This is a genomic window from Corynebacterium sp. HMSC06D04 (assembly GCF_001807315.1).
Classification (GTDB): Bacteria; Actinomycetota; Actinomycetes; order Mycobacteriales; family Mycobacteriaceae; genus Corynebacterium; species Corynebacterium simulans.
The window spans coordinates 158,213-183,235 of sequence record NZ_KV788547.1 but is presented as its reverse complement, the minus strand read 5'-3'; the positions used below and the strand labels follow the sequence as shown (position 1 = coordinate 183,235).

At 59.4% G+C, this 25,023-nt stretch carries 24 protein-coding genes; 7 read left to right on the top strand and 17 right to left on the bottom strand.

What is annotated here, in order from left to right; genetic code table 11:
* Positions 1 to 107: 107 nt before the first annotated feature.
* Genes pyrF through pyrR form a run of 6 tightly spaced genes read right to left on the bottom strand, consistent with a single transcriptional unit; the run spans position 108 to position 8,445 of the window.
* Entirely contained in the window at positions 108 to 959 is an 852-nt protein-coding gene (pyrF, locus tag HMPREF3155_RS06685) for an orotidine-5'-phosphate decarboxylase (RefSeq protein WP_070432906.1), read from the bottom strand.
* Positions 943 to 4,284: a carbamoyl-phosphate synthase large subunit gene (gene carB, locus HMPREF3155_RS06680; protein ID WP_070432905.1), complete on the bottom strand. Its 3,342-nt coding sequence runs from the start codon at positions 4,282 to 4,284 to the stop codon at positions 943 to 945. Before carB ends, pyrF begins: the two co-directional genes overlap by 17 nt.
* 25 nt (positions 4,285 to 4,309) lie before the next feature.
* On the bottom strand, positions 4,310 to 5,482 hold the full coding sequence (carA, locus tag HMPREF3155_RS06675) for a glutamine-hydrolyzing carbamoyl-phosphate synthase small subunit (protein ID WP_070432904.1): 1,173 nt from the start codon (positions 5,480 to 5,482) through the stop codon (positions 4,310 to 4,312).
* Positions 5,483 to 5,522: 40 nt separating this feature from the next.
* Positions 5,523 to 6,872, bottom strand: coding sequence for a dihydroorotase (locus HMPREF3155_RS06670; protein ID WP_070432903.1), 1,350 nt, complete (start codon positions 6,870 to 6,872; stop codon positions 5,523 to 5,525).
* Between the two features lie 39 nt (positions 6,873 to 6,911).
* On the bottom strand, positions 6,912 to 7,865 hold the full coding sequence (locus HMPREF3155_RS06665; protein ID WP_062035143.1) for an aspartate carbamoyltransferase catalytic subunit: 954 nt from the start codon (positions 7,863 to 7,865) through the stop codon (positions 6,912 to 6,914).
* A gap of 1 nt (position 7,866) precedes the next feature.
* On the bottom strand, positions 7,867 to 8,445 hold the full coding sequence (gene pyrR / locus HMPREF3155_RS06660; protein ID WP_061922257.1) for a bifunctional pyr operon transcriptional regulator/uracil phosphoribosyltransferase PyrR: 579 nt from the start codon (positions 8,443 to 8,445) through the stop codon (positions 7,867 to 7,869).
* 469 nt (positions 8,446 to 8,914) lie between these two features.
* Between pyrR and HMPREF3155_RS06655 the strand changes: the two genes are divergently transcribed.
* The 5 genes from HMPREF3155_RS06655 to HMPREF3155_RS06635 all read left to right on the top strand — a co-directional run bounded on the left by HMPREF3155_RS06655 (position 8,915) and on the right by HMPREF3155_RS06635 (position 12,480).
* The gene (locus HMPREF3155_RS06655; RefSeq protein WP_070432902.1) at positions 8,915 to 10,336 is read left to right on the top strand and encodes a TIGR01777 family oxidoreductase; all 1,422 of its coding nucleotides are present in this window, start codon (positions 8,915 to 8,917) and stop codon (positions 10,334 to 10,336) included.
* A gap of 80 nt (positions 10,337 to 10,416) precedes the next feature.
* Positions 10,417 to 10,920, top strand: a complete 504-nt coding sequence (locus HMPREF3155_RS06650; RefSeq protein WP_061922251.1) for a YbjN domain-containing protein — start codon at positions 10,417 to 10,419, stop codon at positions 10,918 to 10,920.
* Positions 10,913 to 11,401 (top strand): YbjN domain-containing protein, encoded by a 489-nt coding sequence (locus tag HMPREF3155_RS06645; RefSeq protein WP_061922248.1) that lies wholly within the window; start codon positions 10,913 to 10,915, stop codon positions 11,399 to 11,401. Before HMPREF3155_RS06650 ends, HMPREF3155_RS06645 begins: the two co-directional genes overlap by 8 nt.
* A 42-nt stretch (positions 11,402 to 11,443) precedes the next feature.
* Entirely contained in the window at positions 11,444 to 11,983 is a 540-nt protein-coding gene (locus tag HMPREF3155_RS06640; protein ID WP_061922245.1) for a type III secretion system chaperone family protein, read from the top strand.
* A gap of 2 nt (positions 11,984 to 11,985) precedes the next feature.
* Positions 11,986 to 12,480: a hypothetical protein gene (locus tag HMPREF3155_RS06635; RefSeq protein ID WP_061922242.1), complete on the top strand. Its 495-nt coding sequence runs from the start codon at positions 11,986 to 11,988 to the stop codon at positions 12,478 to 12,480.
* A gap of 28 nt (positions 12,481 to 12,508) precedes the next feature.
* Here the strand turns inward: HMPREF3155_RS06635 and HMPREF3155_RS06630 are convergent, their stop codons facing one another.
* The 8 genes from HMPREF3155_RS06630 to HMPREF3155_RS06595 are packed head-to-tail and all read right to left on the bottom strand — an operon-like array spanning position 12,509 to position 19,795.
* Entirely contained in the window at positions 12,509 to 13,252 is a 744-nt protein-coding gene (locus tag HMPREF3155_RS06630; protein ID WP_061922239.1) for a sulfite exporter TauE/SafE family protein, read from the bottom strand.
* Entirely contained in the window at positions 13,249 to 13,725 is a 477-nt protein-coding gene (gene coaD / locus HMPREF3155_RS06625) for a pantetheine-phosphate adenylyltransferase (protein WP_061922236.1), read from the bottom strand. The genes HMPREF3155_RS06630 and coaD overlap by 4 nt, the downstream gene beginning before the upstream one ends.
* 10 nt (positions 13,726 to 13,735) lie before the next feature.
* Positions 13,736 to 14,311 (bottom strand): 16S rRNA (guanine(966)-N(2))-methyltransferase RsmD, encoded by a 576-nt coding sequence (rsmD, locus tag HMPREF3155_RS06620; protein WP_062040974.1) that lies wholly within the window; start codon positions 14,309 to 14,311, stop codon positions 13,736 to 13,738.
* Positions 14,308 to 14,523: a biotin/lipoyl-containing protein gene (locus tag HMPREF3155_RS06615; protein ID WP_061922230.1), complete on the bottom strand. Its 216-nt coding sequence runs from the start codon at positions 14,521 to 14,523 to the stop codon at positions 14,308 to 14,310. The genes rsmD and HMPREF3155_RS06615 overlap by 4 nt, the downstream gene beginning before the upstream one ends.
* 10 nt (positions 14,524 to 14,533) lie before the next feature.
* Positions 14,534 to 16,660, bottom strand: coding sequence for an ATP-dependent DNA helicase RecG (locus tag HMPREF3155_RS06610; protein ID WP_070432901.1), 2,127 nt, complete (start codon positions 16,658 to 16,660; stop codon positions 14,534 to 14,536).
* Positions 16,661 to 16,662: 2 nt separating this feature from the next.
* Entirely contained in the window at positions 16,663 to 18,009 is a 1,347-nt protein-coding gene (locus tag HMPREF3155_RS06605) for a DAK2 domain-containing protein (RefSeq protein ID WP_070432900.1), read from the bottom strand.
* A 10-nt stretch (positions 18,010 to 18,019) separates the two neighbouring features.
* Positions 18,020 to 18,697 carry a uracil-DNA glycosylase gene (locus HMPREF3155_RS06600; RefSeq protein WP_246817707.1) on the bottom strand — a complete coding sequence of 226 codons (678 nt, stop codon included), beginning with the start codon at positions 18,695 to 18,697 and terminating at the stop codon, positions 18,020 to 18,022.
* A 27-nt stretch (positions 18,698 to 18,724) separates the two neighbouring features.
* Positions 18,725 to 19,795, bottom strand: a complete 1,071-nt coding sequence (locus HMPREF3155_RS06595) for a thiamine-phosphate kinase (protein ID WP_070432956.1) — start codon at positions 19,793 to 19,795, stop codon at positions 18,725 to 18,727.
* Between HMPREF3155_RS06595 and HMPREF3155_RS06590 the strand changes: the two genes are divergently transcribed.
* Positions 19,743 to 20,645, top strand: a complete 903-nt coding sequence (locus HMPREF3155_RS06590; RefSeq protein WP_070432899.1) for a DUF3515 domain-containing protein — start codon at positions 19,743 to 19,745, stop codon at positions 20,643 to 20,645. The genes HMPREF3155_RS06595 and HMPREF3155_RS06590 overlap by 53 nt on opposite strands.
* Before the next feature lie 6 nt (positions 20,646 to 20,651).
* Here HMPREF3155_RS06590 and HMPREF3155_RS06585 read toward each other — a convergent pair whose 3' ends face one another.
* On the bottom strand, positions 20,652 to 21,719 hold the full coding sequence (locus tag HMPREF3155_RS06585; RefSeq protein WP_070432898.1) for a D-alanine--D-alanine ligase family protein: 1,068 nt from the start codon (positions 21,717 to 21,719) through the stop codon (positions 20,652 to 20,654).
* 22 nt (positions 21,720 to 21,741) lie between these two features.
* Complete coding sequence (locus HMPREF3155_RS06580; RefSeq protein WP_062035168.1) at positions 21,742 to 22,740, bottom strand: NAD(P)H-dependent glycerol-3-phosphate dehydrogenase; 999 nt, start codon at positions 22,738 to 22,740, stop codon at positions 21,742 to 21,744.
* Between the two features lie 216 nt (positions 22,741 to 22,956).
* Here HMPREF3155_RS06580 and HMPREF3155_RS06575 point away from each other — a divergent pair, with 216 nt between their 5' ends.
* Complete coding sequence (locus tag HMPREF3155_RS06575; RefSeq protein ID WP_062035170.1) at positions 22,957 to 23,955, top strand: bifunctional NUDIX hydrolase/histidine phosphatase family protein; 999 nt, start codon at positions 22,957 to 22,959, stop codon at positions 23,953 to 23,955.
* 60 nt (positions 23,956 to 24,015) lie between these two features.
* Here HMPREF3155_RS06575 and HMPREF3155_RS06570 read toward each other — a convergent pair whose 3' ends face one another.
* Positions 24,016 to 24,933, bottom strand: coding sequence for a hypothetical protein (locus tag HMPREF3155_RS06570; protein ID WP_070432897.1), 918 nt, complete (start codon positions 24,931 to 24,933; stop codon positions 24,016 to 24,018).
* Between the last annotated feature and the right edge of the window lie 90 nt (positions 24,934 to 25,023).

The window sequence follows — 25,023 nt, the reverse complement described above, 5'->3', positions numbered from 1 at the left end:
ATGACATCATTTGGGTCCGTATTGTACGGAATTCCTGCACGTCATCGCGGTGCGTTTCTCAAAGTACCAGGTAAATGGCGGGCCTTATAATCGGCCGCGCCATAACCTTAAAAAGCGGTCTCTTCGGTGGCCTCTGCCAGGAAAGATTTCACTGCTTCACGCAGGTCAACAACCTGCGGGCCAGCGGAAAGGACCGAACGGGAAACGTTGGCGAAACCCAACTGCGGGGCCGCCGCAGTGATTACTTTCACGTCCTGCGCAGTAGCACCTTGGGCACCGACGCCCGGCAGCAATACCGGGCCGTTCAGCTCGTCTAGGACAGGCGGCTGCGCAAGCGTGGCGCCGACTACGACGCCGACGTTGCCCGGACGTCCTGCGACTTTGTACGCGGCATTGAGCGCGGCGCATTGGTTGACCACGCCCTGCGCCAGCGTCACGCCTTCTTCGTCCATGATGGACTGAAACGCCACGGCCTCCGGGTTGGAAGTTGCAGCCAGAACGAAGACTCCCCTGCCCTTTTCTTCCGCCAGGTCGAACACCGGCTGGAGCGAACCGACTCCTAGATATGGAGAGACGGTCACTGCATCCGCGGACAACGGCGAATCATCGCTAAGCCATGCAGCAGCATAGCCGGCCATCGTGGAGCCGATGTCGCCACGCTTGGCGTCGGCAAGCGTCAAGCAACCTGCTTCACGCAAGTCCCGCAGGGTCTCTTCCAACACCGCAAAGCCCGCAGACCCAAAGCGCTCGAAGAAGGCCACCTGCGGCTTAACCATTGCGACGGTCTCGGCGAATGCCTCCACGCAGGTACGCGCGAATCTCCGTAGCCCATCGACGTCGTCGTTTAAGCCCCAAGCACGCAGCAGATGCGCATGCGGGTCGATGCCCACGCACAGCCTGCCGCGCTCGGCACCGGCAGCGACGAGCCGCTCGCCGAAGGTGCTAGTGCTTTGCGTCATGCTCAAGCTCCTGCAGTGCACGTACCTCAAGGTTGCCGATGCGCAGCGCCTCGATGCCCTGGACCGCAGCGGTAACACCCTGGACGGTGGTAACAAGCGGAACGCCCACGGAAACAGCCGCCGCGCGGATGTCGTAGCCGTCGTGGCGTGCGTTGTCTGAACCAGCCGGGGTGTTGAGGATGAGGTCGACCTTGCCGGCAAGAATCTGGTCAACGATGGATTCCTGGCCGTCTGCTGCCTCGGAGACCTTGACCGCTACCTCGCACTCCACGCCGTTGCGGCGCAGCATCTGTGCGGTGCCTGCGGTAGCCACGATGTTGTAGCCCATGTAGGCCAGACGCTGGATTGGGAAGATGAGGGTGCGCTTGTCGCGGTTAGCCACGGAGACGAAGACCGTGCCCTCAGTCGGCAAGTGGCCGAAGGCAGCGATTTCGCCCTTGGCAAAAGCCGCGCCGAAGTTACTTGCTAGGCCCATGACCTCGCCCGTGGACTTCATCTCTGGGGAGAGCAAAGTATCAAGCAACGTACCATCTGGGCGGCGGAAGCGGTTGAAAGGCAGCACAGCTTCCTTGACCGCAATCGGGTGCTCCAGCGGCAAGGAACCACCATCGACCTCGGTAGGCAGCATGCCTTCTGCACGCAGATTAGCGATGGACTCGCCCATCATGACGCGAGCTGCGGCCTTAGCCAGCGGCACGCCGGTGGCCTTGGAGACAAACGGCACGGTGCGCGATGCGCGCGGGTTCGCCTCGATGACATACAGCGTGTCATCCTTCAGCGCGTACTGCACGTTCATCAGGCCCTGTACACCGATGCCCTTAGCTAGCGCGCGGGTGGAGCGGCGAACATTGTCGATGTCCTCAGGTCCCAAGGTCATCGGTGGCAGCGCGCAGGAAGAGTCACCGGAGTGAATGCCGGCCTCCTCGATATGCTCCATGACGCCAGCCAAGTAGACCTCTTCGCCATCGCAGAGAGCATCCACGTCAATCTCGATTGCGTTGTCGAGGAAGCGGTCCACCAATACAGGGTGGTCGGAGGTGATTTCCGTTGCGCGGTCGATGTAGTCACGCAGGGAGTCCTCATCGTAGACAATCTCCATGCCACGGCCGCCGAGCACGTAGGAAGGACGAACCAGGACCGGGTAGCCGATGTCGCGGGCTACAGAACGTGCCTCCTCGAAGGAGGTTGCGGTGCCGAAATCTGGCGCTGGAAGCTTTGCTTCTGCCAGTACCTTGCCGAACTCGCCGCGGTCCTCAGCCAAGTCGATTGCCGCAGCGGAGGTACCGACGACTGGAACACCAGCCTCGGTCAGGCGCTCTGCAAGGCCCAGCGGAGTCTGGCCGCCGAGCTGAACGATGACGCCGGCAACAGGGCCGGACTGCAACTCCGCGTGGTAGACCTCCATAACGTCCTCGAAGGTCAACGGCTCGAAGTACAGGCGGTCAGCGGTGTCATAGTCAGTTGAGACCGTCTCCGGGTTGCAGTTGACCATGACGGTCTCGTAGCCGCGCTCGGACAGCTCCAACGCTGCGTGGACGCAGGAGTAGTCGAACTCGATGCCCTGGCCAATACGGTTCGGGCCAGAGCCCAAAATGATGACCTTGCCCAACTTATCGGCAGGCATCGGCTTGACCTCGGACTCTGCGTCTGGGTCCAGCTCGTAGGAGCTGTAATGGTACGGGGTCTGCGCCTCGAACTCGCCAGCACAAGTATCGACCGTCTTGTAGACCGGGCGAATGCCCAGCGACCAGCGCAGGGATCGCACGCCATCTTCGCCAGCGAACTCGGTACGCAGGGCGGCAATCTGGGCGTCGGAAAGCCCGTAGAACTTCGCCTCACGCAATAGCTGCGCGTCCAGGACCGGCGCGTGCAGCAGCTCCTCGCGGAAGTCAACCAAGGCCTTGAGCTCAGCAAGGAACCATGGGTCGATCTGGGAGTGCTCGTAGAGCTGTTCGACGCTAGCGCCGAGGCGGAAAGCCAGTTCTACGTCGTACATGCGGCCCTCGGTCGGACGCTCTAGGTCCTTGAGCACTGCATCCAGGTCCGTCGCGCGATCGCCGGCGAAGTACTCATCCGGGCGGGTCCAGAAGCCGTGCTGCTTGGACTCCAGGGAGCGCATGACCTTGTTGAGACCGGCGATGTAGTTACGGCCGATGCCCATGGCCTCGCCGACGGACTTCATCGTGGTGGTCAGGGTGTCATCAGCGCCCGGGAACTTCTCAAAGGCAAAGCGTGGTGCCTTGACGATGACGTAGTCCAAGGTCGGCTCGAATGCCGCAGGGGTAACGCCGGTGATGTCGTTTTGTACTTCGTCAAGGGTGTAGCCGATTGCCAACTTGGCGGCCAACTTCGCGATTGGGAAGCCGGTGGCCTTGGAAGCCAGCGCGGAGGAACGAGACACGCGCGGGTTCATCTCGATGACGATGATGCGGCCATCAACCGGGTTGACGGCGAACTGGATGTTGCAGCCGCCGGTGTCAACGCCGACCTCGCGAATAATCGCAATGCCGAGGTCACGCATCTTCTGGTACTCGCGGTCGGTCAAGGTCAGAGCCGGAGCAACGGTGACGGAATCACCGGTGTGCACGCCCAAGGCATCGACGTTTTCGATGGAGGCAATGACCACGACGTTATCGTCGCCGTCGCGCATGAGCTCCAGCTCGAATTCCTTCCAACCGAGGATGGATTCCTCGATGAGCACGTTTGCCTCGGGTGAAGCAGCTAGGCCGCCGCCTGCGATGCGGTCGAGATCTTCCTGGTTATAAGCCAGGCCAGAGCCCAAGCCGCCCATGGTGAAAGAAGGACGCACGACTACCGGCAGGCCGAGCTCTGCGACGGTCTCGTGCACCTCGTCCATGTTGTGGCACACGCGGGAACGCGCGGACTCGCCGCCGATGGACTCGACGATGTCCTTGAACTTCTGGCGGTCCTCACCACGCTCAATCGCCTCAATGTCGGCGCCGATGAGCTCGATGCCGTACTTGTCCAAGATGCCTGCGCGGTCCAACTGCACCGCAGCATTCAGTGCGGTTTGTCCGCCCAGGGTTGCAAGCACCGCATCAATCTTGTGGCCTTCTTGCTGTTCCTTAACAATGATCTTTTCGATGAACTCAGGGTCAATCGGCTCCACGTAGGTGTGGTCTGCGAATTCTGGGTCCGTCATGATGGTTGCCGGGTTGGAGTTGACCAGCGTGACACGCAGGCCTTCTTCCTTCAGCACGCGGCAAGCCTGGGTGCCGGAGTAGTCGAACTCGCAGGCCTGGCCGATAACAATTGGGCCAGAACCGATAACCAGGACGTGGTTTACATCGTTACGCTTTGGCATAAGTTTCTAATCCTCTTCCTGGTGCCTACTTGTTAGGGGTCTTTTCGGTCATCAGCTCAACGAACTGATCAAACAGCGGGTTTGCGTCATGCGGGCCCGCAGCGGACTCTGGGTGATACTGAACGGAGAAAGCCATTCCGTCCTTGAGCGCTACGCCCTCAATCGTGTTGTCGTTGAGACAGGTATGGGTGACGATGCCGCGGCCGAAGTCGGTATCGAATTCCTCGCCAGCCGGGTTCTCCTGGCCAGACGGACTGGCGATGGCAAAGCCATGGTTTTGCGCGGTGATGTCGATCTTGCCGGTCAAGACGTTGCGTACCGGTACGTTGATGCCACGGTGCCCGAACTTCATCTTGAAGGTGTCTAGGCCCAGCGCGCGGCCTAGAATCTGGTTGCCAAAGCAGATTCCGAAGAAGGGAATGCGGGCATCCAGGATGTCGCGGACGATGGCCACCATTTTGTCGGCGGTAGCTGGGTCACCAGGGCCATTCGAGACAAAGACGCCATCCGGGTTGTACTGCTTAATCTCAGCATAAGGGGTATTAGCCGGTACCACGATGGTCTCAATGCCGCGCTTGGCAAAGTTGCCCGGCGTAGCGGTCTTAACACCCATGTCGTAGGCCACGACGGTGAACTTCTTTTCGCCTTCTGCCGCCACGGTATATGGCTTTTCGGTAGCGACCTGCTCAGATAGATCCAGGCCCTCCATCGAAGGCTGGCCCTTGACCTCCTCAAGCAGCTCCTCTACTGGGCGCTGCGCGTCCTCACCGGAGAACAAACCGGCGGCGATGGAGCCATAGTTGCGCAGGTGACGAACCAAGGTGCGGGTATCGATTCCGCGGATGCCGATGATGCCTTGGGCTTCCATCTCATCCGAAAGGGAACGCTCCGCGCGCCAGTTAGATACGCGCTGTGCGAGGTCACGAATAACCAGGCCGGCAACCCAAATCTGGTTGCCATGAGACTCGTTGTCTTCGTCGTTCCAGCCGGTGTTACCAATGTGCGGCGCTGCAGAAACGACGATCTGGCGGTGGTAGGAAGGGTCAGTCAAAGTTTCCTGGTAACCAGTCATTGCAGTGCTGAACACTGCCTCACCGAGGGTGGTGCCGGTGGCGCCAAAGCCGTATCCGCGGAAAGTGCGGCCATCAGCCAGCACGAGAATTGCCGGGATTCTTGCTGGTTTAGTCTCAGTCACAATGTGGCCTTTCTGTGGCTTGGTGGGTCTATAGGGTGCAAGGTTACTTGCCTTCAGCTTCGTCTGCGGCCAGTTCGTAGGTCACGGTGCCGCGCAGAATAGTGTGGGTGACGCGTGCGCTGAACTCCTCGCCCTCATAAGGGTTATTCTCAGACTTCGAAGCCAGCTTGGCGGAATCGGAGACCCACTTGTGCTCGGGGTTCACGATGGTGAGGTTGGCGGGCTCGCCCACTGCGATCGGACGGCCGTGGTCCGGCAGCTTGGTGATCTCTGCCGGGCGCTCCGACATCACACGGGCGACGAAGCGCCAGTCTGCGAGACCGGAGGCCACGAAAATCTTGGCGATAATCGCCAGCGAGGACTCAAGGCCCAGCATGCCTGGCTTCGCGTTTTCGAACTCAACGCACTTGTCTTCGGAACCATGCGGTGCGTGGTCGGTTGCCACGACGTCGATGACGCCGTCGAGCAGCGCCTGGCGCAGAACCAAGGTGTCGCGCTCCTCGCGCAGCGGCGGATTCACGCGAAAGACGCCGTCATAGCTCACCAGTTTTTCATCAGTAAGCAGCAGGTGATGCGGGGTAACCTCCGCAGTCAGTGGAATATCCTGGCCCTTTGCCCACTTCAGCAGCTCGACGGTGCCCTCGGTGGATGCATGGCAGATGTGCATGCGGTTGCCGTAGTCACGCGCCAGCAGTGCATCGCGGGCGACGATGGACTCTTCCGCCACGCGCGGCCAGCCGCGCAGGCCCAGCTTGGCTGCCGTCTCCCCCTCGTGGGCAGATGCGCCCTCGGTCATGCGGTGGTCTTCCGCGTGCTGCGCGAGCAAGACGTCCAAGCCCTTGGCGTATTCGAGCGCGCGGCGCATCAACTGCGGGTCCTGCACGCACTTGCCATCATCGGAGAACATGCGCACTTTCGCGTCCGAGCGCGCCATCATGCCGAACTCGGTGAGGGTCTTACCCTCCAGACCCTTGGTAATAGAACCCACCGGGTGAACGTCGCACAGGCCGAGCGCCTGTGCCTTAGCCCAAACGGACTCCGCGATAATCGGCTGATCGGTCACCGGGTTGGTGTTGGCCATGGTAAATACGGCGGTAAAGCCGCCCTTGGCAGCAGCGCGGGAACCGGTTTCGATGGTCTCAGTGTCCTCGCGGCCTGGCTCGCGCAGGTGCACGTGCATATCGACCAAGCCCGGCAGCAGCACGTTGCCTTCGGCGTCGATTGCCTCATCGAACTGCGCGCTTGACTCAAGGTCAGCGCCCATATCCGCAATGACACCGTCGGCGATGAGCACCTGCACTGGCTCTCCCTCGCCGTAGGGGCGCACGTTCTTAATCAGCAATCGCTTTTCCGCAGCGGCAGAAAGACGGCCGGTTTCTGGATAGTTAGTCATGGTCTCTTACTCTCTTCCCTTTTCTTGATTCCGGCTGAATTAGATTCCGGCGTGTTCTCCGTTGGTCAACAGCGTGAACAGCACCGCCATGCGGGCGTATACACCGTTGTTTACCTGCTGCAAGACTGCCGCCTTGTCGTAGTCAGCAACGGCATAGTTGATTTCCATACCGCGCAGCATTGGGCCCGGGTGCATTACGATTGCGTCCTTCTTCATGGCTGCGGCGCGCGCCTTGGACAGGCCATAAAGGTTCGCGTACTCGCGGTGCGATGGGAAGAAGCCGCCGTTCATGCGTTCTGCCTGAACGCGCAGCATCATGACGATGTCTGCGTCGGCCAGCTCGGAATCAAAGTCATAGGAGACCTTGACCGGCCAGGTATCGACGCCGAATGGGAGAAGAGTAGGCGGAGCCACAAGGGTGACTTCCGCACCGAGGGTGTTAAGAAGGTCAACGTTCGAGCGAACCACGCGGGAGTGCAGGCAGTCACCCACAATCTTGACCTTGAGCCCGGAGAAGTTGCCGCCCTTGATGCCAAGTCGCTGGCGCATGGTCACGGCGTCGAGAAGCGCCTGCGTTGGGTGCTGATGTGCACCATCGCCGGCGTTAATAACGGAAGGGCCATCGCCGTTAGGCGCTACCCAACCCGCCAACTGCTGCGGCGCGCCAGACGATGCATGGCGAATGATGATGGCATCCGCACCGACAGCGCTAAGCGTGAGGCCGGTGTCCCTCAAGGACTCGCCCTTTTTCACTGACGACGTCGAGGTCGACAGGTTGATGACGTCTGCGGACATCCACTTACCCGCCGTCTCAAAAGAGGAGCGGGTACGAGTGGAGTTTTCATAGAACAGTGTAAAGACGGTACGTCCGCGAAGGGTCGGAAGCTTCTTCACTTCCCGGCCCTCGAGCGCTTCGTGGAAACGGTCTGCCTCATCGAGCAGACCAACGATTTCGTCTTTGTTGAGATCAGCAATGGAAAGTAGGTGCTTCATTCTAAGCCTCCGCGGTCTTGCGGGTCAGGACTACCGCGTCCCGGCCATCAATTTCGGCGTTGTAGACGATGACATCTTCGTCGCGTGCCGTTGGAATGTTTTTGCCGACGTAGTCTGCGCGAATCGGCAGCTGGCGATGGCCGCGGTCCACGAGGACTGCGAGCTGAATGATTTCCGGACGGCCAACGTCGGCCAGCGCATCAAGTGCAGCGCGAATGGAGCGGCCGGAATATAGGACGTCATCGACCAGGATGACGGTCGCGCCGTTGATACCACCGTTCGGAATTTTGGTGGGCTGCAATGCGCGGTGCGGCTTGTTGTGGAGATCGTCGCGATAGAGCGTGATGTCTAGGGATCCCCATAGGATTTCTACGCCGGAAAATTCCGCAATTTTTTGTGCAAGACGCTGAGCCAATGGCACGCCACCAGAGGGAATGCCAAGGAGTACGACCCGAGTTGCGTTCTCAGAGTCGAGCGCCGTCTTTTCAATGATCTGGTGCGCGATGCGTGCGACAGTGCGCGCGACGTCATCAGAGCTCAACAGCTCGTTAGACTCCGCGTTGGTGTCAATTCCACTCATCGTGACCTCCTTCCCCGCCTCACAGTGCGGTCTTTAAAGGATGCCGGTAAATGGGAATGAAGTAACTTTGCGCCCACCGTGGGCGGAAAATTGCCTCAAGCGTCCGAGCAACGTGGTTGCTCACATGGACAACGATGATTTTAGCATCAACCTATAGTTCCTCGAAGTCGTTTCATTCAGCTACTACCCCCACAAGTAGCAACGATCTCAATTTCGCCGACCTTTTCACGTATCGCGGCGGTCAGCGCAGCCTACCCAACCCCGCTCGCAGGTGTGAGCCTGCGCACTAGTTCCGGTTGAACTGCGGCGGTTCTCGCCCAATTGTTAATGTTTAGGGAATAAAAAGTATTTGGGCTCCCCATGAGTCCGCCGTACTGGCACCTAAATCCGCTGAATTCTTGTCCCGTACAGTCGGCATCAATATCCTGCGCGATCGGCATAGATATAAGGAGAGGAAGACCAAAACCACGTGAGCTTTTCGGCCAAACACGAAGTTCCAGCCCCACGCGAGCAGGTATGGCAATGGCATACCCGTCGCGGCGCACTAGCGCGCCTTACTCCTCCTTTTACTTTCATGACCCCGTTAAAGCAGACAGAATCCTTGGCTGATGGCACCTCGATCCTGGGCCTGCCGGGCGGCCTCAAGTGGGTTGCCCGCCACGACCTTTCACGCTTCCAAACCAACGTCAGCTTCAGCGACGTTTGCCTCAACGCTCCCATGCGCTCCTGGGCCACATGGCGCCATCACCATCTCTTTGCCGATGCCACTACCGGTTCCGATAACGATGCTGGCGCTACCCAAATCACCGACACCGTCGACACCCGCATTCCGTCATGGGCTGTTAACTCCGTCTTCGCCTATCGCCAACACCAGCTCATCGAGGACTTCCAGTTTTTGAACCGTCTGCGCGACCTTGACACCCACGCCACGGCACCGGCTGTCGACCCTTCGGGCACCGTTCGCCCGTTGGTTTTCGCCATCAGTGGTTCCCGCGGTGGCGTGGGTCGAAAGCTCACCGCGCAGCTGACTACCGCAGGACATCAAGTTATCCAGCTTGTGCGCAATAGCCCCAAACCGGGCCAGCGTCAATGGCGCCCGAACCTGCCGGCGCCGGATCTCTTGGAGGGCGTCGACGTCCTTATCCATCTAGCCGGCGAACCAATCTTCGGCCGCTTCAACGCCGCCCACAAGGCAGACATACGGGAGTCCCGCGTGAACCCGACACAGCTACTGGCTGAGGTTGCCACCGCAACGCCTGAGCTCAAGGCAATGGTCTGTGCATCGGCAATCGGCATCTATGGCGCCGACCGGGGCGATACCGAGCTGACTGAAGAGTCCAGCCGCGGTGACGGCTTCCTGGCTGACGTGGTCAGCGATTGGGAGGCCGCCTGCACACCTGCCCGCGAGGCCGGAAAGCGTGTGGTCAATGTTCGCACCGGAATCGCCCTCTCCGGCAACTCCGGCTTGCTGCCGCTTTTGCGCGCGCTGTTTTCTACAGGACTCGGCGGCGCGTTTGGCAAGGGCGAATTCTGGTACAGCTGGGTCGCCATGGATGACCTGACTGATATCTACTTCCGCGCAGCAATCGATTCGCAACTTGATGGCCCAGTCAACGCCACCTCGCCTACCCCGGTCCTTAACAAGGATTTTGTCCATGCACTAGGTGAGGAGCTCAAGCGCCCAGCGATCGTGCCTATTCCAACCTTCGGCCCGGCGCTGCTCTTGGGCAAGGAGGGCGCAAGCGAGCTCGCCCTGGCTAACCAGAAGGTCATCCCGGCCCGCCTGAACGAGCTCGGACACACTTTCCGTTACTCCACAGTCGCAGCCGCGCTTGCACACGAACTAGGCGGCGAGGAGTTGTGGACTCCCGCCACGCGGGCGGCCAACTAGCAGGCACGCATCCCGGCTCCGGTAGCCTTGATCAAGATTCCGATTTATTCACCATGTAAACAACGTGAGGATTATTTTCAGTGACTGATCAAGCCGATGGTCAACCAACCATCTTGCCCGATACCCCTATCGAGCCAGTGACGCTCGAGCGCATTGCGGAAATCTTCGACTCTGAGAAGTTGGAGTACCGCATCGAAGAACAGCCAGTTTCTGAAGAAAAGACCGTCAAGATGCTGCGCACTGGTTTCTCGAACGCAGCCATCGCATTCCAGCTGCGCGAAAACGCCATCACCGCTGATTCCGTGTGGCGCGGCACCATTCCAGCATCTGAGGGCCCGAACCTTCTGATGCACATTAACCAGTGGAACCAGAACCACTTTGCGCCGACCTTCCGATTCTTCGAAGGCCCAGAAAACACCCTGGCGGTCTCCGGCGTGCGCGAGCTGGACACCACCCACGGCGCTTCCCGCAACCAGCTGGGCGCTTTCGTTATGTCCACCTTGGACGCCATCCTGCAGTCCTTCGCATGGATTGAGCAGCAGTACCCGCAACTCGTCACCTGGGAGGAACACGAAAATGACTAATCAAGCTTATGCTCAGCCGCAGGTCACGCTCGACCGCATCATTAGCGCAATGCAGACCTTCGACATCGAGTTGACCAAGGTCGAAGGCCGCGACGATGCCGCTACCGCTAACTTGAACGGTCTGCCTTGCCTGTTCGCAGTTCTGGATTCCGTCGCCATCGTGCGCTGCGATGTGCCAACCGACGCCGTCTACACCCAGGCCGATGCTGGCCTGTTCCTAGCCGCGAACCAGATCAACTCCGTCGCCTTCGGCGCACGTGCCGTTATCTCCGAGCACGAGAACCTGCTTGTCGTACGTACCGAGCGCGATATTCCTTGCGCCGCTGGCCTCTCCGATGATCAGTTGACCGCTGCTTTAAAGGGCGCAGTCGACGGTGTCATTGGTGCCCAAGACGCAATGGTTGCCTCCGCAGAGGAGATGGCCAAGCTCGGTTCCGAAACCGCAGCCCAGGCCGGCGAGGCCAGCCCCGCCAGCGAATAGCGCTCCTTTAACTCCGCGAAACACCTCTAGAAAGCGTGCGTTGTGACCAACCAGTCCATCTCTGAAGTCAACATTCACCGGCTCGCAGAGCTCTTCGAGCAGCTCGAGGCCGATTACGTCCTACTCGACAAAATCGAAGACCCCGCCCGGGAGGACGCTGCCGCTGACGGCGGCGAAGGCTTGGTACTGCAGACTGGTTTGCCACACATCACCATCCACTTCGACATCGAGGATGACACCTTAAGTGCCTTCGCGGTGTGGGAAGGTCGCCTCCCGGCAAGCGCGGAAGAAAAGGTTGGCGCATTCCTTGCGGAATTCAATTGGAACATGTCCGCGCCAACCTTAAGCTATGACTTCCGTCCGAAAGGCACTGGCACGGGCGCCAAGCAGGAGGAAGAAGAGATCGCCATCTGCGCCAACCGCGCGATGGGTATCGGTATGGGTCTTAGCCTAAACCAGTTGGGAAGCTTTGTTTTAAGCGCCCTGGACAGCTTCGCCATGGCTTTCGACGCCGTGGGCGAAGCTTTCCCGCAGGCAGCTAAGTGGAACAATAAGGCAGCAAACAAGAAAGGTCGCAGCTAACAATGTCTACCCCGAACGCATTGCCTTTTGATTTGTTTAGCCAGCCTGATTTTCCTGCAGTAACGCTAAAGCGCGTGCGCGAGCAACTCAGCACCCCAGAGATGAACATGTCTCCGGAGGATAACCCGGACTATCCGGATTCCTTGAGTGCTCACCTTAATAACTTGAAGTGGGTCATCAGCGCGGCGGAAGATTTGGTGAAGCTGGAGTGCCTCCTGCCCACCACCCTTTCCTACGAGGATGTCTCCCCCGTCTTCCACGTCATCGCCAACGAGCACAACGCTTCTGCTTTCGACGGCCGCGCACTCGTGGGCCGGAGCGAAGAAAACACCGTGGAACTGCGTGGCGACGCCACCTTCGTCACCACCGCGGGCATGAACGACGAGCAGCTTTTCCACGCGTTGAACCTCGCGGTCATCGCCGCCCAAGACGCGCTTCTTAGCACCCTGGACCGCTTCAACGAGTTCGCTCACGCGGTCGAGGAATCAGAAAGCTAAGGGGAGACTGAGAGGCCTCCGTCCCCGTTTAGAGACTAATCAGGCCACGAATCAAAGCGCTGACTGCGCCCAGGGAAGCCACGGTCAAAGAAAGAATGCGTGCCTTCTCGCGCGGCACGTGGCGCGCAATACGTGTGCCCGTGGCGATGCCGAGGAACATGCCAATGACGCCGGCTGGCCAAATTAGCCACGTCACATCACCGAATCCGCCCGCACCCACGGCCAACTTGGTGCTCACTGAGAATAGACCGCCCACGATGAAACAAGGCTGCAACGTAGCGGCGTAGACCGCCTGCGGCCAGCGCGCCGCCTGCGCATAAACGGTAATAACGGGGCCGGCTACACCAGCTAGCGTGTTTGTGAAACCGCCGAGCACACCCGCTGACAGGGAGGGGCCAAGGCCGTGCATTTCCGGCACGAAGCGCTTGCCAAAGGTCACCACGCCCAGTGCGATGAGCAGGGCCGCGCCCACCAAGACCAGCAAGGCGGCCGAGTCGATATTAGCCACCAGCAAGGCCGCCGGGATTGCGCCCAGCACCATCACCGGCGCAATACGCAAGAACTTGCCCCAGTCCACGTTGGCACGCATCGAATACGTGGTCAGCATCGCGTTGACCACCGCCAGCACGTTGATGACCATGATGCCCTGGACTGGGCCTAGAAGCAGCGTCAAAGTAGGTCCGCCGACGAGTCCAAGCCCCATGCCGGAGACTCGTTGCAGGCAAGAGCCCAACGTCACGGTCAGTAGGATCGCGAGTGGGATTGCAATCATTGGGCGTACTTCTCCACCACTGCGCGGCCCACGTGCGCTGGGAACATGCCCGTGACGTCCCCACCAAACTTGGCCACCTGCTTGCACAGCGAGGAGCTGATGTAGCCGTACTTTTCATCGGTGAGCAAGAAGACCGTATCGATGCCGGAAAGACGGCGGTTCATCTGCGCCATCGGCAGCTCGTATTCGTAGTCCAAGGAGGAGCGCAGCCCCTTGACCAGTGTGTCCACACCGTGTTCCGTGGTGTAGTCCACGAGCAGGCCGGACCAATAATCGACCTTGATGTGCTCGTCGAAAGTCGCACGAATAAACTGCACGCGTTCTTCCACGCTAAATAGGCCGGAAGGCTTATCCGGGTTGCCGGTGACCAACACGGTTACTTCGTCGAACATCGCCGCCGCTCGGTTGATGATGTCCACGTGGCCCAAGGTAATGGGGTCGAAAGAACCCGGGCATACTGCTTTAGTCGGCATAGGTTTTCCTTTACTCCCCGCTTGCATCCGGACGGTGGTAGATGGCCATATCAAAGCGCGCTATACCAAATGTGCGCTTCTTGAGCTTCTGGCCGGTGGGCTCAAAGCCTTCGGGCCACTGCGGTTCTGGGCTGTCTACGTGACGCTCGATGACGACAATCGCTGCATCATCAAGCACGGGCTCAATGGCCTCCAGCAGGCCCTGCACATCGTCGAAAGCATACGGTGGGTCTGCCAACACCATGTCAAAGTAACCGCGCGGTGCGGTGGCCAGGTACGTAGAGGCCTTCATCTCGCGTACGTCCACGCGCGGGTGCTTGACGACGTCCACGTTGTGCTTGATCACCTTCACTGCCGCCGGGTTGGATTCCACCAGAACGACTTCCTCCGCGCCGCGACTAGCTGCTTCCAGGCCCAAGGCACCAGAGCCGGCAAACAAATCCAGCACGCGGCTATCAGCAAAACCCCAGCGCACATTCAACGAGGAAAACAGACCCTCGCGTGCGCGGTCCGCGGTAGGGCGCGTGCCGGACTCTGGCACCTTGATGCTGCGCCCGCGGGCTTCTCCGGCGATAATTCTGGTCATCGTGCCTCCCCAATAATCGCTAGTACGTCACCGCCATAGACTGCGGCAAAGTCTTCAGTACACAACTTATCCACCACTCCACGTCCTGGGACTACGACGGGAGCTTCTAGTTTGGTGGCCTCCACGGTAGCGATGGCATCTCCCGCAGAGACCTCTTGGCCCACGCTCACGTGAAAACGCACAGTGCCGGCAAAAGGTGCGCAAATGTTCATGGGCTCTAGGTTAGTTCTTTTCTAGGTATTCCTGCTCGCTCTCGGTCATGTTCCGGGTTAATTCCACCGCCAATTCTGGGTTGCGCTGCACTAAACGGTACGCATCATCGTGCGTGCGGTCAATGATGTCGCGATCATGTGCCAAGTCCAGCAGGCGCAGCGAGCGCTGGGTTCCCGATTGCAGCGTGCCCAGGATGTCTCCCTCGTGGCGCTGTTGCAGGTCAATCTCCGCCAACTCGAAGCCTGAGGTGGTATCCGCAATCTGCATGATGCGTTTAAAGGAGGCCGTGTTTTCCGCCGCGGTGGTGTGAAACAGGCAGATGGAAGCATTGCCGCCACGGCCGACGCGGCCCCGTAGCTGATGCAACTGCGAGACACCAAAGTTCTCGGACTCGCGAATGAGCATCACCGTGGCATTGGGCACGTCAACGCCGACCTCGATGACGGTCGTAGAGACCAACACGTCTGTTTCACCCCGCGCAAAGCGCGACATGACCTCATCTTTATCGTTCATGCGACCATGCAGAACGTCGAGTTTAAGGTCACGTAGCGGTCCGGCCTGAAGTTGGGCCGCCACCTCGAGTACGCCGCCTTCTCCCTCGATGCGCGGGCAGACGATATAGGCCTGATGCCCGGCCTGCACCTCCTCGCGGATGCGCACTAAGGCACGCTGCACCCAGGCTGGTGCCCATTCCGGAACCACGCTGGATTGGATGGGCTTGCGCCCGCCAGGCAGCTCGCGCAGGGTAGATACCGCCAAGTCACCGAAGACAGTCATGGCGATGGTGCGCGGAATCGGCGTTGCCGTCATGACCAGCATGTGTGGGCTCGTGCCCTCTCGAGTTTTCGAGCGCAGACTATCGCGCTGCTCCACGCCGAAGCGATGCTGCTCGTCTACTACCACCAAGCCTAAGTCGAAGAACTCAACGGAATCCTGGATAATGGCGTGCGTGCCGATGACGATGTCGGCCTCGCCGGAGACAATGTCCAGCAATGCCTGGCGCTTTTCCGCGGTGCGCAGGGAGCCGGTCAGGACGGTCACCTTGACGCCATCAGGCACGCTCGCGCTAATCGACGCCCCGTGCTGCGCCGCCAGCACCTCAGTCGGTGCGAGCAGTGCCGCCTGTTTGCCTGCATCGACCGCCTGCAACATCGCACACGTAGCCACCATGGTCTTGCCGGAACCAACCTCGCCCTGCAGCAGGCGCATCATGGGCAGTGTGCCACAGAGGTCATCGTCGATTTCCGCAATGACCTTACGCTGCCCTGCCGTTAGTTCGAAGGGTAGGTTGCTCAGCAGCCCATCACGGTAGCCGTCCAAGATGGAAGGCATCGCCACGGCGGTACGCGCCTTGAAGTCGCGTTGGCGCAGGGCCATGACGAGGCCAATGGACAAAGCCTCGTTGTACTTCAAACGCTGAATAGCTCTTTCCGGGCCAGCCGCTGTGGGCTCGTGGACTTCACGGACAGCTTGGTCAAGTTCCACCATCATCCGGTAGTCCAGCGGCTCGGGGATCGTCGGAGTATTCTCCAGCACCATATGGATAGCGCCCATGATGTACCACGAGGTCACCTTGCCGCTGGCGGGATAAATAGGAATCCACTCGCGCTCAAGCAAAGATTCCAGTTGCCCGAACTGCGAGAGATTACGCAGCGAGCCTGTAGCCGTAACCTTGCCGCCGCTGCCTCCGAAAGGCGCTGCGTCGTACAGCGCGTTGCTCGCGCTGCCTGCACCGCCTGCATCGATAACCACGAAGTCAGGATGTTGAAGCTGCGGCTGCCCGCGGTAGAACTTCAGCTTGCCGCTTAGCATCAAACGCATGCCTTGGCGCAGCACGCGGGTGAGATAATGCGCGTTGAAGAAGGTGGCGGTAATCCCATTATCCATCGATAACGTAAGCAAGAAGGTCTTGGCTGTGTTCCGCTGCTGGAGACGCACCACCTGGCCGGTGACGGTGACATAATCGCCTTCGTTGGCACCGCCCAGGCCTACCTCTTTGTTGTGGCGGATGTAGTCACGCGGATAGTGGCTGAGCAGCTCACCGCAGGTGGTGTACCCAAATGCCTTTTTGATTTTGGTGGCGTCTTTGGCCGGCAAGATCTCTTTCAACTCCCGCTCGTCCCGCCATCCCAGCATGCTTACTCCACTCCGATCTCAGTCTTGATGCCCTCAACATGGATGGCGACGACCTCCACCTCGAGTGCCTCAGACAGGTAATCATCATCCAGCTTAAGGCTGGTGAGGACGGTGACTTGCTCTCCCCCGGCAGCCAACATCTCACGGCTTTTGGCCAAGATAGAGTCAGCGTCTTCATGCGTAGGTTTATCCACGCGCATGGAACGCGCGGCATCCCTCATAACCGAAACCATGGAATCGGTGTCAGGATTATCCGGCTCATAGACGGAAATTGCCGCCAGGCCTGCAACCAGAGACTCAGTGGGCACCACGCGGGCCTCCCCGGCATCGCCCTCAAACCCGTTGGGCAGGTAAATATCCTGCGGCTGCGAAACCGTGACTTGCTCGCCTGGGCGAACAATCTTGGCGCCTACGGTTTCAAAAAGTGCTGCGACCGGGCCTGCCGGCGCTACCGCAAAGATGCGCCGGGATGACTCATCCGCTACGGGTTCGTCTGCTTGCTCCGGCAATACTTCCAAGCGCAGGTTGCTTACCACGCCGGAGCCGAAGGCCATCTCGATGACAGGGCCGGCCTCACGGGTATGAATGTGTACCGAGCCGGAGTTCTCAGTGGCGCGGGCAATGACGAGGCTATTGCCATGCTCACCTATCTTTTCACCAAGTGCGTCCAGATCCCCTTCGAAGAAGAAGACCACCTCGAGCTCGGCCTCGACCTCGTCTTCGTGTTCGGCCTCGCGCACCGCGCCGCCCTCGATCTCAGCCAGCAAGGCCTCAAGCAGGATGACGAACCCGGTACCGCCAGCATCGACCACACCGGCCTCTCGCAGTACAGCAAGCTGCGAAGGGGTCTTGGACAATGCAGTGCGGGCGGCAGTGATAGTTTCGACCACGATGTCGTGGAATTGCTTGCCAGGCTGCTCAGCAGACGCGGAAGCCGCTGCTGCCGCCGCACGCAAGACCGAAATGACCGTGCCCTCCACCGGACGCGCAATGGCGCGTTCCACCAGCTGCACTGCGAGGCTCAAAGCAGACGCAAAAGTCTGGCCATCCACGCGGGAATCAACCGTGGTATCCGCGATGCCGCGCAGCACCTGGGATAACACCATGCCGGAGTTGCCACGGGCGCCGCGCACGGAACCGATGGCAAGTGCCTCGGCTACGTCGCCTCCCTTTTCCACCTGCTCGAGTGCAGCCTCCATGGTGTGGGCCATGTTGGAGCCGGTATCGGAATCTGGAACCGGGAATACGTTAAGCGCATTGATTTCAGCGCGTCGGTGGGAAAGTTCACCAACAGTTCGGATCGCCCAGTTATGAAGACCACGGGCATCTAACGAACTCGGATATGACATGCCGAATAGTTTACAAGTGCCAGTCGACATCCGGCGCGCCCTGGTCGCGCAAAAGCTCATTAGCGCGCGAAAAAGGCCGTGAGCCAAAGAATCCTCGGCGTGCGGAAAGAGGCGAAGGATGCGCCGAAGAGATAATCGGCACGTCCGGCAAGAACTTCGCGCAGGCCTTGGCATCATTGCCCCATAAAATGGCCACCATCGGCTGCCGATTGAGCGCCCGGATTGCAGCCTCCGTGATGGCCTGCCAGCCGAGCTTACGATGCGAGCCTGCCTCACCCGGTGCCACCGTGAGCACGCGATTTAAAAGCATGACTCCCTGGGACTCCCAAGCGCGCAAGTCACCGTCTTCGCGCGGGTTAACGCCTACGTCCTCGCATAACTCTTTGTAGATGTTGTGCAAGGAACGCGGCGGTTTAACCCCAGGTGCCGTGGCAAAAGACCGACCTACCGCATGTCCTGGCGTAGGATAAGGGTCCTGCCCCACGATGAGCACGCGCACTTCGGGCAAAGGCACGCGAAAGGCAGCAAAGACATTTTCGCCCGCTGGCAGGAATCCACCTTCCGGCAGCTGCTGCAATTGCTGCTCGATGGACGGCAGGTGCTCTTCTAGTACCGGCGCCAAGACCGGCAACCACGAGCTATCGATTACCGAGGTATCAAAAAGTTGCGAGTACGGCGCAGTCATCATTTCCTCCCCTGAAAATTCCTCGCTGGTTTAAAAGCTCTGCCAGCCAGCGTCATACATCGGCTTCTTACCATCCACGGTCAGCCCAGTGCCGCGGTTGACGGTGCCGATGACGCGGAACCCCGACGGCGCTTCCTTGTTGGTGGTAGCCACCAAGGTATGGTCCTCGCCGCCTGTGAGCACCCATTCCCATGGGTCAACGCCCAAGACCACGCCAGCTTCGGTGAGCAAAGCGTCAGGAGCGATGGCGGTGGAGTGCAAGTCGATGTGCACGTTGGAGCGCTTTGCCACACCCGCGATATCTGGCACGAGGCCATCCGAGTTATCCGTCATGGCGGTAGCCCCCGTGGCGCGGGCGATTACGCCGCGGCCTGGTTTGAGCGAAGGATTGCAGTGGGCGTCGATAAGCGGCCATAGCTCCGAAAGCTCCGGCGGTAAATCGCGCCCATGTTCCTGCAGCAACGCAAGCCCCGCCGCGGAGTAACCAATCTTGCCGTGGCTGACCAGCTTCTGTCCCGCTCGTGCCCCATCCAGAGTCAATGGGGGTTGGCTTCCGCCCAACGTGCCAATTGCGGTAACGGTGATAACCAGCTGTGAACCGCGCGTGAGGTCACCGCCGACCAGCTCTGCGTTATAAAGGGCGCAACGCTGGGCGATACCTTCCGCAATACCGCGCACGAAGGACACGTGGGTCTCCGCAGGCGCCGCAATCGCGAGCAACGCTGCAGTGGGACGCGCGCCCATCGCCTCGATATCGGCAAAGTTGCGCAGAATCGCTTTCTGGCCCACCTCCATCGGAGTGGACCAGTCACGGCGGAAATGCCTGCCCTCCACCATCATGTCGGTGCAAGCCACCGTGCGTGAGTTCGGCGGATCCGGGAACATGACGGCGGCGTCATCGCCGTTTAGCGCGCTGGGCGCCGCGGCTACGATTTCACCGATGACATGTTGCTCGCCTGCTTGCCCGAGGGTATGCGACAAATGCACAATGGCCTTTCTCAACGGGAGGTTAATGCTGACATTGCTTAACGCGTTAGGATAAACGCTTATGACCAACCAATTTAACCGCACCGCCGTATTTATCTCACTTGGACTATCCATTGCTATGGTATTCGCGGTTATTTTTGGCGCGAAGTTCTACTTCGAAAACACGGCCAAAGCCCCAGTTGCGCTGTCCCCCATTCAATCAGACGACGCTAACTCCGCGGAGTGTAAGGCCGTCGTCGCCGCAGCGCCCGAGGAATTCATGGGCCAGCCCCGAGCCGAAATCGCCGAGCCGGTTCCGGCAGGCGCCGCTGCGTGGGCAAAACTTTCCTCCGAGTCAGTCAGCTTGCGCTGCGGCGCCAACCTGCCTTATCAGTACACCGCCTACTCCCAGACCGAGGACATCGACGGCGATGCCTGGCTCAAGGTCAAAGACATGACCCCAGGCTCCAACCTCACCACGTGGTACGACACCGATCGCAGCCCTGTGGTAGCAGTGACCACCTTCAACGACGAGCGTCCCACCGGTTTGGAAAAGACGCTCGAGCCTCTGCGCAAGGAGCACCACGAGCCCCGCCCGGCACCGCTTTCGCAGCTTGCCGACGGCCCGGACAAGATGTGTGCCCCTTTGGAAAAGGCACTACCGGAGCACATCGCGGATGGCTACACCCGCCGCAGTGATGTCAAGGTAAAAAACACCTATGTCTGGAGCGCGGAAGGCCGCGAAGACATCGTGGTGCGCTGCGGCGTCGGCGCACCCGAAAACTACAAACCGGGCGTACAGCTCCAGCAAGTAAACGATGTGCCTTGGTTCGAAGACACCACCTTGGCCGAGGGAACTACCGGCGGAACCTGGTTCGCCTTGGGCCGCGCGAACGACTTAGCCTTGTTCGCGCCCCAAGACGTTGCCAACTCTGCGCTGGTGCGCATGAGCGACACTTTGGCCAAGCACACCCCTGGCCAGTAGCGAAGGTTATTTCGCGCGAGCGAGAGCGTTGTCTACCAGGGCGTCGAGAAGCGCTGCGTAATCGACGCCGGTGGCGGCAAATACCTGTGGATACATGGAGATCGGGGTAAAGCCCGGGAAGGTGTTGATCTCGTTGATGTAGAAAGCATCTTCGGTGATGAAAAAGTCCACGCGGCTAATGCCCTCACAGCCCAGTGCGCGGAAAGCCGCGATGGCGGTCTCTCGCAAAGTCTTGGTTAGGTCTTCCGCCAGCGGGGCCGGAATCTGTGCACTGACGCCTTCATCGATGTACTTGGCATCGAAGCCATAGAAGCCTTCGTCAGCCTCCTCAATGCCATTGAGCTGTGCCGGAACCGAAGCAATGATGGAACCATCCGCGTACTCCAGCACGCCGATTTCTACCTCAGCGCCCACGATCTCAGGCTCGACGAGCACCTTGCCATCGCTTTCGAAGGCCACCTCGGCTGCGTGCGGGAAATCCGCCCAATCCCTGACCTTGGAAACGCCGATGGAAGAACCACCACGTGCAGGTTTTACAAAGACCGGCAAACCCAGTTCCTGCTTTTCTTCCTCGGTCAACGCGGTGCGCTCCTTGAGCACCACCTCGGGCGCTACCGGCAGGCCCTCTGCCTTGAGCAGCTTTTTGGTAAATTCCTTGTCCATTCCGGCCGAAGAAGCCAGAACGCCGGTGCCCACATAAGGAATATCGGAAAGCTCAAACAGCCCCTGGACAGTGCCGTCTTCGCCATATGGTCCGTGCAGAACCGGGATGATGACATCGACTTCCGCATAGTGGTTGTGCTGAGTGACGTTGTGGAAACGGCCCTTGGTGGCTGGGTTTAGGGACAACGCCAATTCATCGCCCAAGGTCACCTCCGGCATAACGCCATCGATGATTTCTAGGCCTTCGGTGGTTCCCGGCGTCCACTGGCCTTGCTTAGTAATTCCGATAGGCACCACCTCGTACTTCGCAGGGTCAAGGTGATTCATGATCGCGCCTGCGGAAATACAAGAGACAGAATGCTCGGAACTACGACCGCCATATACAACGGCTACACGGATCTTTTCGCTCATAACGGCAAACTTTACCCTCGCACTATTCCGACTTCTTTGAACGCCCCATCAACGCGACGATCATGTCTTCGACGTCGACGCCGCGGTGGCAAACTCCGTAGACCGCTTGGGTAATAGGCATCTCGACGCCCACCTGCTGAGCCAACCGGAAAATAGAATCCGAGGAGATAACGCCTTCTGCCACTTGGCCATTCGTTGCAGCCTTGGCTTCTTCCAGCGTGCCGCCCTGGCCCAAGCGATAGCCAAAGGTGCGGTTACGAGAGAGGGTCGAGCTACAGGTGGCCACGAGGTCACCCATGCCAGCAAGTCCAGAGAAAGTAAACGGGTCAGCACCCAAAGCCACGCCAAGGCGAGTGATCTCCGCAAGACCGCGAGTGATGATGGTGGCCAGAGTGTTATTGCCCAAGCCACGACCAGAGGCCATGCCGCAGGCGAGGGCGATGACGTTCTTGCAGGCACCACCGATCTCGGCACCAATGACATCGGTGTTGGTATATGGGCGCAGATACGGTGCGGCCGCTGCATGCTGGACAGCCTTCGCGCGCTCCTCGTCGGTGCACGCGATGACGGTGGCCGCCGGCTGCTCCTCCGCTACCTCTTTAGCCAGGTTCGGGCCGGAAAGTACTGCGATGCGCGATTCATCGACACCAGTTGCATCAGCGATGACCTCGCTCATGCGCTTTAGAGTTGCTGCCTCCACGCCTTTCGAGATGGACACCAAGGTGGAATCAGCAGGCAGCAAGGGCGCCCACTTTTCCAAGTTGCTGCGCAAGGTCTGCGAGGGCACACCGAAAATCACGATGGCGGAACCGTCGAGCGCCGCTGCGGCATCCGACGTCGCAATAAGGCCCGAGGGCAGCTCGAGGCCCGGCAAGTAATCAGGGTTGATATGCGTCGTATTAATAGCCTCAGCCAGCTCGGGGCGGCGCGCCCACAAGTGGACCTCGCTTCCCGCATCAGCGAAGACTTTCGCCAAGGTGGTTCCCCAAGAACCCGCGCCCATTACTGCAACCTTTTGCATTAGCTCTCCCCTTTGCGTATCTCGTGCAACATACCTAGATTAGCCCAACCGGCCCGCACAAAAGACAAGCTTTTTCAGCCTGCGGGCCAACTGGGGGTAAGTGAAGTAATATTCAGCCAACCGAGCGCGAAGAACCGGCGCGTGCGGATGCAAAGCGCGCTCAAAAAGCGCAAGATAGTTAAGAATAAGCTGCGCAGCCATCTGTTAAGGAGCGAAATGCCCAAGGCAAAAAACATGCATGAGACGGACAAAGACGCAAAGTCTGAGGTCTTCATCTCGGGCCGTCATCAGGAAATTCCTACCAATCCCGCCAAGGAATTCAAGCGCACCACCTTGGCAGCCGGCGCCGTGTTGTGGCGTGGCAATCCCCAGGATCCCGAGGTAGCGGTAATCCACCGCCCCCACTACGACGATTGGTCTTTGCCTAAGGGCAAGGTCGATCCAGGTGAGTCCCTGCCCACCACTGCGGCGCGCGAGATCCTTGAAGAGACCGGCTATGATGTCAAGCTTGGCAAGCTCATCGGCAAGGTCACCTATCCAGTCCAAGGCCGCACGAAGGTGGTCTACTACTGGTTGGCCCAGTACCTTAAAGGCAGCTTCGAAGACAATAGCGAGACCGATGAGCTGCGCTGGCTGCCCATCGATGAGGCCTGCGAGCTGCTTACCTACGACGTCGATACTGACGTTTTAGCTAAGGCCAAGAAGCGTCTGCGCTTGGCTCCCACCACCCGCGTTCTCTATGTGCGCCATGCACGCGCCCATCAGCGTCGCAACTGGGAGGGTGACGATAATCTGCGCCCGTTGGATAAAAAGGGGCGTCGCCAAGCAGAAATGCTCGTTCCGATGCTTTCGCCCTACCACCCCACCGCCATCTACTCGGCGAGCCCACAGCGCTGCCAGCAAACCGCAGCGCCGCTTGCCGACGAACTCGGGCTCGACATTGCTGTCAACAAGGACTTCGGGGACGAGGGCTGGCAAAAGTCTCCCGCAGCTGCCGAGCAAGCCTTCCAACGGGTGGTGGCGAAGGGCGGCGTGCCGGTCATCGTCAGCCAAGGTGAAACCATCCCCGGCATTCTCGAAAGCCTAAAGCCACAGTTCCTCAAGACCGACTTCGAAGACCTTCGCTTCAAGAAGGGCTCGGTGTGGGTGCTCTCCTTCAACAACGGCGTGCTCACCGGCGCTGACTACCTCGCTAGCGCGCTGCCAGTTCGCTAGCAAAACGTATTGAACTCGGATCCTATTTTAGGAATCCGAGTTCTTTAGGTTTTCGCCGTTTTATACCCAACGGTGAACCGGGCGGCCAGTGGCTTGCCTGTAGAAAATCATCATCATGAATGCCTGGATGCCGAGGGCGAACGAGAGCCCGACGATTGGAATGCAGGCCAAGAGGCTAACGAGCAATCCGCCCACAATGAGGCACAGGAGAGACTGGCCAACGTTATTCTTGGTCAGATTGAAGGAGGTGCGGAAAGTTTCGCCGAGACTCATCTCTGGGTTATCCGCCTTGATATATGGAACGAAGGAGAGGAAGAAGCTGGCAAGCAAACCCGGAATGATAAGCAGGATAAGGCCCACATACACGATGATTTGGACCACGATGTAGTGACCCATTAAGCCAAAGGTATTTCCGCTTTTAAAGAAGTCTCCAAAGCTCGCGCGTTGGCCGTCCGTCTCTTTCGCGGCGGCTCTGTAGACGTTTGCTGTCATCCAAAAGCAATAGAACAACATGAAGACTACGCAGAAAACGCCCCCAATCGGTGCCAAAATATTTCCAGCTTCGGAAGGATCGGAAGTGCTCGGTGCTAGCCCCGCGACGATTGCTACTATTACCCCCGCGAGCAGAAACATGATGACAAAGTGCGCAAGCGGTGCCAAAATCCACGGTCCAGGATTGCGGAAGAAGCCCTTAAACCCCTGTCCGATGGCGTCGCCGGCATCTAACCTTGGCGGCGGCCCCTGCAACTGACCAGTCATCTGGTTGCCATTAGGGGCGTTGCCAGCACCGGCATAACCCGCGCCGCCCTGCGCGCTGTACTCGCCGTACTCGCCGTAAGAAGGCAGGTCCGGATTAGGCTGTCCGCCCTGAACAGGCTGGCCAGACTGCCCGAAGGGATTGTTCGGGTCGTTCTGGTTAGCGTTCGGGTTATTACCGTTAGCGTTAAATCCGTTATTGTTTCCAAATTCTTGAGTCACGACTCACAGACTATTCTGACGCGTGCAAGGTTTCTAGAGAAAAATCAATCCTGTTACCAATTGTTAACGCAACAGGGGTGAGTGACTGGC

Bases quoted from the DNA above. Each gene is read 5' to 3' on its own strand.
- pyrF (WP_070432906.1), bottom strand. From the start codon at position 959: ATGACGCAAAGCACTAGCACCTTCGGCGAGCGGCTCGTCGCTGCCGGT.
- carB (WP_070432905.1), bottom strand. From the start codon at position 4,284: ATGCCAAAGCGTAACGATGTAAACCACGTCCTGGTTATCGGTTCTGGC.
- HMPREF3155_RS06670 (WP_070432903.1), bottom strand. From the start codon at position 6,872: ATGACTAACTATCCAGAAACCGGCCGTCTTTCTGCCGCTGCGGAAAAG.
- HMPREF3155_RS06665 (WP_062035143.1), bottom strand. From the start codon at position 7,865: ATGAAGCACCTACTTTCCATTGCTGATCTCAACAAAGACGAAATCGTT.
- pyrR (WP_061922257.1), bottom strand. From the start codon at position 8,445: ATGAGTGGAATTGACACCAACGCGGAGTCTAACGAGCTGTTGAGCTCT.
- HMPREF3155_RS06645 (WP_061922248.1), top strand. From the start codon at position 10,913: ATGACTAATCAAGCTTATGCTCAGCCGCAGGTCACGCTCGACCGCATC.
- HMPREF3155_RS06635 (WP_061922242.1), top strand. From the start codon at position 11,986: ATGTCTACCCCGAACGCATTGCCTTTTGATTTGTTTAGCCAGCCTGAT.
- HMPREF3155_RS06630 (WP_061922239.1), bottom strand. From the start codon at position 13,252: ATGATTGCAATCCCACTCGCGATCCTACTGACCGTGACGTTGGGCTCT.
- coaD (WP_061922236.1), bottom strand. From the start codon at position 13,725: ATGCCGACTAAAGCAGTATGCCCGGGTTCTTTCGACCCCATTACCTTG.
- rsmD (WP_062040974.1), bottom strand. From the start codon at position 14,311: ATGACCAGAATTATCGCCGGAGAAGCCCGCGGGCGCAGCATCAAGGTG.
- HMPREF3155_RS06615 (WP_061922230.1), bottom strand. From the start codon at position 14,523: ATGAACATTTGCGCACCTTTTGCCGGCACTGTGCGTTTTCACGTGAGC.
- HMPREF3155_RS06610 (WP_070432901.1), bottom strand. From the start codon at position 16,660: ATGCTGGGATGGCGGGACGAGCGGGAGTTGAAAGAGATCTTGCCGGCC.
- HMPREF3155_RS06605 (WP_070432900.1), bottom strand. From the start codon at position 18,009: ATGTCATATCCGAGTTCGTTAGATGCCCGTGGTCTTCATAACTGGGCG.
- HMPREF3155_RS06600 (WP_246817707.1), bottom strand. From the start codon at position 18,697: ATGATGACTGCGCCGTACTCGCAACTTTTTGATACCTCGGTAATCGAT.
- HMPREF3155_RS06590 (WP_070432899.1), top strand. From the start codon at position 19,743: ATGACCAACCAATTTAACCGCACCGCCGTATTTATCTCACTTGGACTA.
- HMPREF3155_RS06595 (WP_070432956.1), bottom strand. From the start codon at position 19,795: ATGGATAGTCCAAGTGAGATAAATACGGCGGTGCGGTTAAATTGGTTG.
- HMPREF3155_RS06585 (WP_070432898.1), bottom strand. From the start codon at position 21,719: ATGAGCGAAAAGATCCGTGTAGCCGTTGTATATGGCGGTCGTAGTTCC.
- HMPREF3155_RS06580 (WP_062035168.1), bottom strand. From the start codon at position 22,740: ATGCAAAAGGTTGCAGTAATGGGCGCGGGTTCTTGGGGAACCACCTTG.
- HMPREF3155_RS06575 (WP_062035170.1), top strand. From the start codon at position 22,957: ATGCCCAAGGCAAAAAACATGCATGAGACGGACAAAGACGCAAAGTCT.